Here is a 12,015-nt window from a genome sequence, read left to right on the forward strand (position 1 = left end):
AAACTAGCCTTAAAGGTATTTTTCTAACGCCTTAGGAATATGAATGCTCCCATCCGCTTGCTGGTGGTTTTCCATTAAAGCGACCATAGTCCTGCCTACCGCTAAAGAAGAGCCGTTTAAGGTGTGCGCTAATTGGTTTTTTTGATTTTCTTTGAAGCGGATTTTAGCGCGCCTGGCTTGAAAATCCCTCGTGTTAGACACGGAGCTGATTTCTCTGTAGCAATTTTGCCCAGGCAGCCACACTTCAATATCTATCGTGTTGCTCGCGCTAAAGCCTAAATCCCCACTGCACAATTGCACGAACCGGTGCGGTAATTCCAAAGCCTTTAAAATTTCACTCGCACTCTCTAGCATATATTCTTGCATGGCATCGCTTTCTTTAGGGTGCGTGATAGCCACTAGCTCTACTTTATCAAACTGGTGCTGTCTTATCATCCCCCTTGTATCCTTGCCCGCGCTCCCTGCTTCGCTCCTGAAACAAGGCGTGTGCGCAGTCATTTTAATGGGGAGATTTTCAACGCTAATAATGGTGTCGTTGTATAGATTAGTGAGCGTTACTTCAGCGGTGGGGATCAAATACAAATTTTCATTTTCTATTTTGAAAACATCTTCTTTGAATTTGGGTAATTGCCCGGTCCCAAAAAGCATTTTTTCATTCACTAACGCCGGCGTGTAGATGATTTCAAAGCCATTTTTTTCATTAAAATCCAACATTAAATAAATGAGCGCGCGATAAATTTTCGCCCCAAAACCCCTAATGACCGAAAAACGGCTTTTAGCGAGTTTCACGCCGCTTTCAAAATCAATCCAGCCGTTTTTTTGGGCGAGTTCAAAATGCTCTTTGGGTTTGAAAGTGAAAACCCTTGGGGTTAGGATTTTTTTAATTTCTATGTTGTCTTCTTCATTCGCGCCTAAAGGGGTTTTTTCATCCACTAGATTGGGGATTATGGAAAGCTTCAAATCAATTTGTTGCTCTGCTTCGCTCACGCTTTTAGAAAGCTCGTTTAATTTGATTTTATTGTTTTCTAGCTCTTTTTTGAGATCGCTTGTATCCACTTTTTGAGCCATTTTGATGCCAAATTCTTTAGAAACCTTGTTTTGAAAGGCTTGCAAGCCTTCTAATTCAATGAGTTGCTTTTTATAATGCGTGATGACTTCGCGCAAACGCTCCAACTCATCACCCATCGCATGGTTACGCTTTTTTAAAGAAAGAGCCACCTTGTCAAAATCTTGCAATAAAAGTTTTCTATCAATCATTCAACCCTCTTTAATCGTTCTAAAATGCCACAATTTAGCCCATTCGTCTATATCGTTTTTATCTATTTGAGCGCTCAAAGCCCCCATTTTACCCTCTAAAGAATCTTCAATAGCGCCATTGGGCAAGGCCACAAAACTATCCCCATAAAATTTCCACAAAAATTCGTTTTTTTGATCTTCTTCTACAAGGATTTGGCGATACGCTCCGATCCTATTAGCCCTAACCACCACGCAAGAAGTGCAAAAAGCGCGCATCTGGCACAAAAGCCGCCACCTTTCATTGGATTCAAAAGTGGCCACGCTGCTTAAAAGCACCACATCCACGCCTTGATTTTTAGCCTGAACCCATATTTCATCAAAATGCGCTTCAAAGCCAAACAAAGGGGCGAATTTCAAGCCGTCTCTTTCAAACACGAGCAATTCTTTAAAAGTGCTTTTTTCATTGTCAAAAAAGCTCTCTTCATCCCAGTGAGGATAGGGGATTAGGCGTTGTTGCGTGTAATACTTCACGCTTTCTTTAGAAATGAGGGCGATTTTTTTATAGATTTTAGAATGTTCTTCTAAAAGCACTGGGGCTGAAACGATCAAGTCTGATTCTTCGCATTTTTGCGATAAAAACTCCATCGCTCGCGCAGACTGCGCGTTGATTTCATTCACATCCAATCCCATGTTATGGTGGAAAAAGGGGTTGATCACGTATTCAGGCAACACCACCACGCTTTGCTTGGGTATGGAGTTAAATAAGGATTGCATGAGGTTTTCTTTAAAAGACTCTAATTGCAAAGCAAACACTCGCATGCTTTAAGCCTTTTTGTCTGGCGTTTGGAGTTTTTCATACTCTAAATAAGCGTTTTCTAAAAGCTTTTGAGCCAAAAACAACTCTTGCATGGCCGTTTTATACAAATCCATCCCGTCTTTTAAGGATAAATTGGGATCATTCAAGCGATCTATGGCTTGCTCTAGAGCATGAACATGCTCTTCAAAGCTTTTTTTAGGGGTGTTTTTAGTATTTTTAGTGTTCTTAGTATTTTTTTGGGGGGCTTTTTCGGTTTCAAATAATTCATCTTGCATAACATTCCTTTAGCTTTTTCTAACAAGCATGGTCGTTGAAATTTGAGCGATAGAATCTTCCGTTCTTACAATCTCAAACCCTGCGTTTTTCAATTCAAATTTCAAACCCTCCAAACTCAAAAATCCCTCAATGGATTGCGGTAAATAAGAATAAGCGCCATAATTCCTACTGATAGCCCCTCCCACTAAAGGCAAAACCTTATTCGTGTAAAACCCTGAGATTTTATCCAGCCATGTAGGATTCTCTTTTTTTAAAAATTCTAAAATCACTAAAACGCCCCTAGGCTTTAACACCCTAAAAAACTCTTTTAAAGCTTCTTGTCTTTCCACGATATTACGCAAGCCATACGCAATGGAGAGAATATCCACGCTGTTATTTTCAACGCCTTTTAAATCTTTGGCTTGAGCTTGGATGAAAGAAGCTTTATTTTCAAGCTCTTCACATTTTTTAATGGCTAATTCAAGCATGTTATTAGAGGGGTCAATCCCCAAACATTCCTTAAACTCTATGCCGCAATTGAGAGCGCTTTTTTGCCAAGCTATGAGCATATCCCCTGTCCCGCATGCCAGATCCACAAGCCTTAACGCTTTTTTATTCTCCAAAAACAAAAACGCATGCTCGCAAGCCCTTTGGCGCCATTTAGCATCTAATCCAAAACTCATCAAGCGGTTGGCTTGATCGTAAGAGCTGGCTATATCATCAAACATGTTGATGATTTTTTCTTGCTTGAGGTGCTTTTCTTTTTTCATGGCTTGTCTTTTTTCATGACTTTTCTTTTTTCATGGCTTGTCTTTAAAAAGGCTTGACAACCACTAAAATCACAATGAGAATCATTAAAATCGTGGGTATTTCATTAAACACACGATAAAACCTTGCGTTTCTTCTTGTAGGGTCTTTTTCCAGCTCGCGCATGCATTTTTTGCAATAAAAATGATAGGCTAAAAGTAAGATCACTAAAGCCAATTTAGCATGCAACCAACCCCCACTTTTAAAGAGCGTGGGCTCTATCAACAACATTAAAATCCCTGTAATCAGCGTGAAACCCATAGCCGGCGAAGCGATAAAGGAATAAAGCTTTTTTTCTTGGATTTGAACCACTCCTACAAACTCTTTTTTATGCGCGTTTTCTGCATGATAGACAAAAAGGCGCGGCAAATAAAATAACGCCGCCATCCACGAAATGACCGCTACCACATGGAAAGCCTTAACCCATAAAAAATACCCATTCAAAAATCCCATACTACTCTCCCTAATTTATCTTATTTTGTTGTAAAAACGCTTGCAAATTTTCTCTTTCGCCGCTGATTTCCACTTCCACGCTTTGGTTTGAAAAATTCTTTTTGCTTAATTGTAAGCTAAATTTCTTAATTTCACGCTGAAGAGCGTCTAATTCTTTGTAAGAATAATGAGCGCTTAAAGTTTCTAACTCCACAAAATCCTTCAAAGCGTCATCTTTTTGAGCGTTTTCTACGCACAATAACGCGCTCTTAGCATAAGCTTTCATCAAGCCCCCCACCCCTAAAAGCGTGCCTCCAAAATAACGCACGCTCACTAATCCTATATTGATTAAATCCTTTCGCTTTAAAACGCTAAGCACAGGCATCCCTGAACTCCCTTTAGGCTCGCCATCATCGCTAAAACCCTCCGTGATTTTGCCCTCTAAAGAATAGCGGAACGCCGTTACAAAATGCGCGGCTTTAAAATGCTCTTTTTTCAATTGCAAAAGGGTTTTTTCAAAGTCATCAAAAGGCATAAGATACCCTAAAAAGCGAGACGCTTTAGTTTGGTGCTTGGAAGTGATGAGGTGTTTAAGCGTTTTCACAAGCTTTCTTTAAAGAGCTGAGTTTGAACACGCACCCTATAAAACTCGCAATAAAAATCGCAATAAGCGCATAAAAATGGATAGAAACATCTATAAATTCCGCATGCATTTGATTCAAGCGCCCCAACAAACTAATCCCATGGTAGGCTGGCACGATTTGAACGAAAACCTGTAAATAAGAGGGCAAGGATTCAAAAGGCCACACAAAACCCATCATAAAAATCAAGGGCAAAGAAGAGATTAAAACGATTTGAGTGGTGTGGGCTTCATTTTTGATCCATGCGCCTAAAAACGACCCCAAACTCAAGGTTGCAAGCATGAAAATCAAGCTATTCAAAAACACCATTAAAGCGCTTCCATGCCGTTCGATCCCATAAAAAGAAAACAGCGCCCCAAAATACCATAAAATAAAAACGCTAAACGCTCCCATAAACACCAAGAGTCTTGCACACAGCCTTAAAGCGATTTGCTTTTTATCTAAAAGGGCTAATTCCAAACGCCTGGAGCTAGTAAACATGCTGCTTGCAATGAGCATCACCTGGTGTAAAATGAAAATAAACACGCTAGAGAGCGCGTAATTCAAATACCCCTCACTAGGGTTATACAAAGCGATAGGCCTGATTTTAATCCCGTCTGTCCCTAATTCAGCTTCTTCTATTTGGGCGTTGCGTTTGAACCTTATTTCATCATTTAAAGCGTTGATGCTCTCCACCACCGCATTCGCTAACGCGCCATAAATCAAAAAGTAATTGGAATTCGCATAAAAATCTATCGTTACAGGCACTTGTTTATGGATATTGGCTTCAAAATGCGAAGGGATGTGCAAGATCCCATAAATTTTTTCTTCTTTTAAAAGCTTTTTGGCTTCCAGCATAGAGGGGCTAAAAAAAGCGATTTCTAACTCGTTGGAGCTTTGCGCCATGAAGGCTAATTGCCTAGAAAGGAAGGAATTGTCTTCATCTACAAGGGCGATTTTTTGCTGCGTTACGATGTCTTTTAAATAAGGCAAAGGGTATAATAAGCCATAGATTAAAGGAGCGCCTATAAGGATTAACAAAACGCCCTTATGAGAAACAATGGCTCTTAATTCCATTAAAAGGATTTTAAAAAAATTCATGCGCTAGCCTTGTCTTTTTTAAAAGAAAAATAAAAAATCAAAAGCCCTAAAGCTAAAAAGATTAAAAAGAACACAAGCGGCATTAGAGAATTTAAAGACTCGGTAAAATCCGTCTTATAATAGGCCTCTTGTAAAAAGAACTTCATAAAATGGCTAATGGGCAAGCAATGGCTCCAAAAATCCCCAAAAATTTCCATGTTGTTTTGCGGGTAAGTAACCCCAGCAAACGCAAAGCTTGGAGCGGTATAGACCCCAATCGCACCCGCGGTTTCAATAACGCTTTTTGAAATGCCATAAACTAGCACCACAAACCCGCTCATAATAAGCGCCATTAAAACTACCGCCAAAAAGACCAACAACAAATGCGCATAATTCCCCTGCATGCCAATGAAATTAAAATAAAACGCCATGCCCATCCCCCAAAAACTAAACACGCACACATTCGCTAAAATACTGATCAAAAGCTCGCGCATGTTAGAGGTTTTTTGAATGAAATTGAGCATGCCAATCGCAATGAAAATAAGCCACATGCAAGGCAGCATCACGCTTAAAAGGTATTGCGTGTAATTGTTTTCTTCATTGTATAGGGCATGCAATTGCAAAACAATAGGCATTGCTTGGGCTTTAGCGGAAATCAAATTGGAATCTCGCACTAAAGCTTTGGTGGCTAAGGTTTTAGCGTCTAAGGTCAAAGCGGTTTGCAAAAAGGCGTTTTTGAGCGTTTTGCCCACTAAAACGTATTCGGCGTTATAATAAAAGGGCAAATCCACTTTTCGCCCCATTTTGATTTTTTTCTCTAAATCTCTAGGCAAAACTAACGCCCCATACGCTTCAGCGGAATTTAAAAAGCGTTTGGCTTCTAAAAGGCTAGCCACTTGGTGTTTGATTTGAAGCGCGCTCGTTGCGCCTAATTCAAACGCTACCTGATGGCTTGTCGTGGTCTTATCCAAATCCACCACCACGATAGGGAGCTGTCTTGGGATTTCTTGTTTAAAGATTTGCGTGCCTAAAACCCCTAAACAAAAAGGCAATATAAAACACACGATAAACAAGAACTTGTCTTGTAAAACCCATGCGCTTATCAATCTGAACAAAACAATCCTTTTTAAGGTTTAATGGTAACTAACACGCTCATCCCTACCCTAAAATTTTCCAACTCTTCTAAGGGTATGGCCTCCACTTCATAGCTTTTCATGTCGTAAGTGTTGGAATTATTCGTCGCTTTCCAGGTCGCAAAATCCCCCATCACGCTCAAATATTTGACCCTGAATTTCGCGCTTTTTTTCAACGCTGGGATATAGCCTTCAAATTCCTTGCCCACCTTAAACTCGTTCAAATACTTTTCAGGCACGCTGATTTTTAACCAACTATCCTTTAAATCTATCATTAAAACCACAGGAAAGCCCTTAGGGCTAAGCTCGCCACCGCTTAAAAGCACATTACTCACTTCCCCATCAATAGGGGCTAGGGCTTTGACATCTTTTAAGTAGGATTCTACTTCATTCACTTGCCCTAAAGCCGCGCTCTCTTTAGCCTTAGCGGCAATCTTGCTTTCAGAGCTCGCCCCCCCTAAAGCCATTTTATACTTTTGGTAAGCCGCGCTCTCGTTGTATTTGGTGCTTTCATAAGCCGCATAGGCTTCATCGCGCTTTTGCAAACTCGCCACGCCATTATCATACAAATCTTGAACGCGCTTATAAGTCTCTTTGGCTAGAGTCGCTTGAGATTTTGCCGCTTGCCAAACATCTCTTGCAGAATTAATCGTTTCGTCTCTTGAGCCTCTTTTGACTTCATCGCTAAGCGCTTTAGCGGCTTTATGCCCGGCCTCAGCTTGAGCGAGCTTGGCTTCTAATTCAGGGCTAGAAATGCTAAAAACCAAATCGCCCTTTTTAATGTGATCGCCTTTTTTAACAAACACCTTTTCAATGCGCCCAGGGACTTTGGAGCTCACGCTGTATTCTCTGGCTTCCAAAAACCCTTGCAACACTTCAGCCTTAGGGCGATAAGCCAAATAAAAAAGCACGATTAGCCCTAATAATAAAGCCCCACCCCCTGTAAGAATCGCTTTATTTTTATCCAACATGCTATTTGACATGATTTTTTCCTTTAATAAACAAATTCATAAAATAAATCAATATGATCGCTTAACGCCATTAAATTCGCTAATGAAACGATGTATTTATAAGCCACGCTTTTTTGCTCCACAATGATAGAAGAAAGCGTGTTCCTCGCATCAATGACTTGAGCGTTGGTGCTTAAGCCTTGCAAAAAAGCCTGCTCTTGGAGTTTTAAATTTTCTTTGGCTAATTCCACGCTAGAAAGCAAGCTTTTGTATTCTTTCAAATAAGAAAGCGTCTCTTTATAAGTCTTATTCACTAACAATTCCATGTTTTTTTTAGCCTGGATTTGTTCGCTATTGACCTGTAATTCCGCTAATTTGCTCGCTTGGTATTTTTGAATGCGCCCTGTGGGAGAAAGAATAGGCATGCGTCCGGCCACGCCCACAAACCAACTAGGGATCATGTCTTCAAACACCGAATTGTTTTGCTTCATGATATAAGAGCCAAAAAAACTCACTTGGGGCAAGAATTTAGCGATCTGTAGTTTCGTGTTTTCTTTAGAAATTTGAACCTGATTTTCTAAAGTCTTTAAAGCCGGGTAGGAATTGAGCGTGGAAGCAACAAAAAAGCTCAAATCGGGCAGATTTTTCTCGGTGTGGATCTCTAATTTGCTTGAAGGCGCTAGATCGTCTTTGCTAGATAAAATGGAATTGAACGAGAGCTGCGAAACTTCTAACACGTCTTTAGCCTTAACGCTAGCGATATGGGCCTTATCATAAGCCACTTGAGCGCCTAAGGTTTCTACCCTAGCGATTTGCCCCACTTTTTGCATTTTCAAAGCGTTTTGGAAATGCTTGTAATGGCCTTTTTCCACCTCTTCTAAAGTTTCAGACACTTCTGCGTTTAACACCATGCCATAATACACGCTCACAAGCTCTTGAAAAGTGGAAAGCTTCTTCAAGCGATACACTTCATTAGCGTCTTTTTGCATCAAATCCGCAATGCGCACCATCGTGAATCTTGCCCCACCCATATAAAGGGGATAAATAATGCTCAAAGCCCCAATCACCACATTTTGCTTAGAAAACAATAAGGGGGCTTCTAAAGTGCTGCTCAAAGCCCCAAAACCTTGCATCACCCCTTGCATGCCCGCTTGGATTTGAGGGGTTAATACTTGAGGGGGGATATTTTGTTGGATGTTTTGCAAGCCTTGATGGATCTGGTTGGTGGCTTTTTGCACGCCCGGTTGTTTTTGACTGGCAAAATCCATTTTAATGGGGTTAGAGAGATACACATAAAAAGCGCTCAAATCAATTTGAGGCAAAAAAGAAAGCTTAGCTGCTAATTTCATTTTACTCGCTCTTTTAATGGCGTATTCTTGCGCATGCAAGCCTTCATGGTTGGATAACACCCTATTCCACGCGTTTTTTAAAGAGAGTTTTTGGGCGTTAGGATTATTCAAAGGCAAGCTATCTTCAGCCAAATTCAAAGAAGAAGGATCGGTTTGAGAAATCCCATCAACAGCATTTAAAAAGTTACTGAATAATAAGCCCAATACAAAGAGGGTTGTTTTTTTCATTCTTCATTTTCTCCCTGATCTTGTTTAACCGCTTTCAAGCGTTTTATCCTGGCCCCATCCACGCTTAAGACTTCAAAAGCATACCCATGCGAAACGATTGTATCCCCCTCCATAGGCATGCGCTCTAACAAGCTAAAAACATAGCCCCCAAGCGTTACTTGCTCGCATTCTTTGTCAAATTCAATGTGAAGCACTTCTTCTACGCTCTCTAAATCCAGCATGCCCTCTAATTCAAACACGCCTTCTTCAAGTTTGTTCACGCCCTCTTGTTTCAAGTCGTATTCGTCGCTAATCTCTCCCATGATTTCTTCAATAATATCTTCCATAGTGAGCAACCCGGCCGTGCCGCCGTATTCATCAATCACCAAAGCGGTATGGATTTGCTCTTTTTTCATTTTAATAAGGATTTGAGAAATGGAAGCGCTCTCAGGGACGATGATCATTTTCCTAACGATTTGATTGAAATCATGCATTTTGGGGGTAAAAATAGAGCGAGAGAGCAAGTCTCTGATATGCACCATGCCGATAATGTTATCCTTAGAACCCTTACAATAAGGGTAGCGCGTGAAATGGCCTTTTAAAACAATGTCTATATTTTCTTCATAGCTGTTTTCTTCGTCCAAACACACCATGTCTTTTCGTGGGGTCATGATTTCTTTAGCGCTCGTGTCAGAAAAATCCACCGCGTTTTTAATGATTTCGCCCTCCACTGAATCAATAATGCCCTCCCTCAAGCTCTCGCCCACAATGATTTTCAACTCTTCTTCAGAATGCGTGCCCTCATGTTCTTTAGGATTGATGCCCACTTTTTTTAAAAAGAAATGAGCGATCACATCAAACAAGCGCACCACCGGATAAAACACCACCCAAAACACATGCAAAGGGCGCGCGGCAAAAAGAGCGGCTTTTTCAGATTTAGCGATCGCTAAAGATTTAGGCACGATCTCGCCTAGCACGACATGCAAAAAAGTGATGCTTAAAAACGCTATGACCACGCTCATTGAATGGATAAAAATAGGATTTTCTCTCAAATCCATAGACTCAAACAGCGCGGCTAACAATTTTGCGATAGCGGGCTCACCCACCCAGCCTAAAGCTAATGAAGAAAGAGTGATGCCTAACTGCGTAGCGCTCAAATAAGTGTCTAGTCTTTGACTCATCTTTAAAGCGAGTTTAGCGTTGGAATTACCGATTTTAACCAGCTCTTCTAAGCGGGTTTTACGCACTTTCACAAGGGCAAACTCTGAAAGCACAAAAAAAGCGTTCAACAACACCAATAAAAAAGCAACCATCAACATCAAAATCGATTCAGACGGATCCAAATAAGCTCCTTGATTCCTCCCCATGATTTAAACCTAAAACCTAACGATAAATATAAAATATATAAAATCTTAGAATTTTAACATAAAAGATTAAGCCTAACTTTAAAAATCAAAGCCTTCAAAAACCCTAGAAATACTTTTCTATAAAACCAAGAGCCACAAAAAGAAGCGCGCCTAAAAGTGCAGAAACCGGCACGGTTACCAACCAAGCGGTAACAATCTTTTTTAAAATGGAGCGTTTGATCACTTCTTCTTTATACACTTTTTTAAGCGACTTTTTTTCTTTCTTTTTCAATTCCAAAGCAATAGCGGTATTCTTGCTTTTTTTCAAGCTCTCTAGCATGAGCGATTTTTCTTTCAAATTGGCTTTATCAAAGCGTTCTAAAAAACCTTCAATTTCTTCTAAATCTTCCCCAAAGTGCGCCGCTACAATGTTATCTCTGATTCTAGCAAAACGCCTTCTTGATTGCTCCCTTAAGCGCTCCCTTAAAAAGCCCACCCCAAACACCGCGCCCACCACAATATGCGTAGAGCTTACCGGTAAGCCTAATTGAGAGGCTAAAAGCACGGTAATGACTGCAGAAAGCGCGATGCAAAAAGCTTGCATTTTGTCTAATTCTGTGATTTCAGACCCCACCGTTTTAATAAGCTTTGGCCCATACAAACTCAAGCCTAAAGCGATCCCAGCTGCCCCTACTACCATAATCCACAACGGCACAGAGCTTAAAGTATTCCCTATAGGGCTATTTGCATCTTCTAAAGTTTGACTGATGGCCGCTAAGGGGCCTATAGCGTTAGCCACGTCATTAGCCCCATGCGCAAAGCTTAAAAGCGCGGCGGCAAAAATCAAAGGGACATTGAAAAGCTCATTAATGCTTTCATGGCTGTTTTCTAATTGCGGGGCTTTCTTTAACACAAATCTTTTAAAAAGGATAAAGATTAAAAGCGCAAGGATACAACCGCAAGCCAGCTGGATTTCAAAATTCAGTGCATAGAGGCGTTTTAAAACCTTAACCATCAAATACCAACTGAATGTTAAGCTCATCAACGCTACCAAATAAGGCACGACCTTTAAAGCCGCGCTCTTTTTATCTTCTTTATAAGCGATAGTCTTTTTAATGAGCATTAAAAAAAACATGGCTATTAAAGCCCCCATTAAAGGCGAAACCACCCAACTAGCCACAATGCCTGATAAAAAATGCCAATTGATTGCAGACATTCCAGCAGCCGCCATTCCAGCCCCCATAATCCCCCCAACTACAGAGTGTGAAGTAGAAACAGGCGCGCCGATTAAAGTGGCCACATGCAACCACAACGCCCCACTCAAAAGGCTTGCTAGCATGACATTAATGAAAATGTGTGCATCATTAATAGATTCAGGCGAAACGATGCGGCCCTTAATCGTAGAAACCACTTCCCCCCCAGCAATAATCGCCCCAAGCATTTCGCAAACCCCAGCGATCAAAATCGCCCCTCCCATGCTAATGGCTTTAGATCCTACAGCAGGGCCGACATTATTAGACACATCATTAGCGCCAATATTCATCGCCATATAGCCCCCAATCACAGCCGCAAAAATGAGCAACAAGCCCTTAGAATTAGCTTGCCCAAAAATAAGAGCGAGCAAAGCAGCGCCAATGAGAAACAAAAGAGCGAGAGCGATCTTTAAAGTGTCTTTTTGGAGTTTTTTGGAAGCTTTTTCAAACTCTTTGATGTTTTTAATTTCCATACCGTCATCAAAACCTTATTCTAATAGTGGCTCTATTCTATCCAATTAGCCCTTGAG

The 12,015-nt window shown here is 40.8% G+C and carries 12 protein-coding genes; all 12 read right to left on the reverse strand.

Annotated elements, in window-relative coordinates:
• Positions 1-9 precede the first annotated feature (9 nt).
• Positions 10-1,257, reverse strand: coding sequence for a serine--tRNA ligase (gene serS / locus QT76_RS04140; protein ID WP_033616709.1), 1,248 nt, complete (start codon positions 1,255-1,257; stop codon positions 10-12).
• Positions 1,258-2,055 (reverse strand): carbon-nitrogen hydrolase family protein, encoded by a 798-nt coding sequence (locus tag QT76_RS04145; protein WP_080242415.1) that lies wholly within the window; start codon positions 2,053-2,055, stop codon positions 1,258-1,260.
• Between the two features lie 3 nt (positions 2,056-2,058).
• On the reverse strand, positions 2,059-2,328 hold the full coding sequence (locus QT76_RS04150; RefSeq protein ID WP_033616710.1) for an exodeoxyribonuclease VII small subunit: 270 nt from the start codon (positions 2,326-2,328) through the stop codon (positions 2,059-2,061).
• 9 nt (positions 2,329-2,337) lie between these two features.
• Positions 2,338-3,078 (reverse strand): bifunctional demethylmenaquinone methyltransferase/2-methoxy-6-polyprenyl-1,4-benzoquinol methylase UbiE, encoded by a 741-nt coding sequence (gene ubiE, locus QT76_RS04155; RefSeq protein WP_033616711.1) that lies wholly within the window; start codon positions 3,076-3,078, stop codon positions 2,338-2,340.
• A gap of 43 nt (positions 3,079-3,121) precedes the next feature.
• The gene (hemJ, locus tag QT76_RS04160; RefSeq protein WP_033616712.1) at positions 3,122-3,568 is read right to left on the reverse strand and encodes a protoporphyrinogen oxidase HemJ; all 447 of its coding nucleotides are present in this window, start codon (positions 3,566-3,568) and stop codon (positions 3,122-3,124) included.
• A 10-nt stretch (positions 3,569-3,578) separates the two neighbouring features.
• The gene (locus tag QT76_RS04165; protein ID WP_033616713.1) at positions 3,579-4,151 is read right to left on the reverse strand and encodes a YigZ family protein; all 573 of its coding nucleotides are present in this window, start codon (positions 4,149-4,151) and stop codon (positions 3,579-3,581) included.
• Positions 4,138-5,268, reverse strand: a complete 1,131-nt coding sequence (locus QT76_RS04170; protein ID WP_001008850.1) for an ABC transporter permease — start codon at positions 5,266-5,268, stop codon at positions 4,138-4,140. Before QT76_RS04170 ends, QT76_RS04165 begins: the two co-directional genes overlap by 14 nt.
• A complete protein-coding gene (locus tag QT76_RS04175; protein ID WP_033616714.1) occupies positions 5,265-6,362 on the reverse strand; it encodes an ABC transporter permease in 1,098 nt (365 codons plus the stop codon). The genes QT76_RS04170 and QT76_RS04175 overlap by 4 nt, the downstream gene beginning before the upstream one ends.
• A gap of 11 nt (positions 6,363-6,373) precedes the next feature.
• The gene (locus QT76_RS04180; RefSeq protein ID WP_000071817.1) at positions 6,374-7,363 is read right to left on the reverse strand and encodes an HlyD family secretion protein; all 990 of its coding nucleotides are present in this window, start codon (positions 7,361-7,363) and stop codon (positions 6,374-6,376) included.
• An 11-nt stretch (positions 7,364-7,374) separates the two neighbouring features.
• Positions 7,375-8,907 carry a TolC family protein gene (locus tag QT76_RS04185; RefSeq protein WP_033616715.1) on the reverse strand — a complete coding sequence of 511 codons (1,533 nt, stop codon included), beginning with the start codon at positions 8,905-8,907 and terminating at the stop codon, positions 7,375-7,377.
• Positions 8,904-10,253, reverse strand: coding sequence for a hemolysin family protein (locus tag QT76_RS04190; protein ID WP_033616716.1), 1,350 nt, complete (start codon positions 10,251-10,253; stop codon positions 8,904-8,906). The genes QT76_RS04185 and QT76_RS04190 overlap by 4 nt, the downstream gene beginning before the upstream one ends.
• 103 nt (positions 10,254-10,356) lie before the next feature.
• Positions 10,357-11,958 (reverse strand): inorganic phosphate transporter, encoded by a 1,602-nt coding sequence (locus QT76_RS04195; protein ID WP_033616717.1) that lies wholly within the window; start codon positions 11,956-11,958, stop codon positions 10,357-10,359.
• Positions 11,959-12,015: the final 57 nt, after the last annotated feature.

It is taken from the genome of Helicobacter pylori SA37A, from assembly GCF_000476015.1.
GTDB classification, from domain to species: Bacteria; Campylobacterota; Campylobacteria; order Campylobacterales; family Helicobacteraceae; genus Helicobacter; species Helicobacter pylori_DB.

Bases quoted from the DNA above. Each gene is read 5' to 3' on its own strand.
- serS (WP_033616709.1), bottom strand. From the start codon at position 1,257: ATGATTGATAGAAAACTTTTATTGCAAGATTTTGACAAGGTGGCTCTT.
- QT76_RS04145 (WP_080242415.1), bottom strand. From the start codon at position 2,055: ATGCGAGTGTTTGCTTTGCAATTAGAGTCTTTTAAAGAAAACCTCATG.
- QT76_RS04150 (WP_033616710.1), bottom strand. From the start codon at position 2,328: ATGCAAGATGAATTATTTGAAACCGAAAAAGCCCCCCAAAAAAATACT.
- ubiE (WP_033616711.1), bottom strand. From the start codon at position 3,078: ATGAAAAAAGAAAAGCACCTCAAGCAAGAAAAAATCATCAACATGTTT.
- hemJ (WP_033616712.1), bottom strand. From the start codon at position 3,568: ATGGGATTTTTGAATGGGTATTTTTTATGGGTTAAGGCTTTCCATGTG.
- QT76_RS04170 (WP_001008850.1), bottom strand. From the start codon at position 5,268: ATGAATTTTTTTAAAATCCTTTTAATGGAATTAAGAGCCATTGTTTCT.
- QT76_RS04180 (WP_000071817.1), bottom strand. From the start codon at position 7,363: ATGTCAAATAGCATGTTGGATAAAAATAAAGCGATTCTTACAGGGGGT.
- QT76_RS04185 (WP_033616715.1), bottom strand. From the start codon at position 8,907: ATGAAAAAAACAACCCTCTTTGTATTGGGCTTATTATTCAGTAACTTT.
- QT76_RS04190 (WP_033616716.1), bottom strand. From the start codon at position 10,253: ATGGGGAGGAATCAAGGAGCTTATTTGGATCCGTCTGAATCGATTTTG.
- QT76_RS04195 (WP_033616717.1), bottom strand. From the start codon at position 11,958: ATGGAAATTAAAAACATCAAAGAGTTTGAAAAAGCTTCCAAAAAACTC.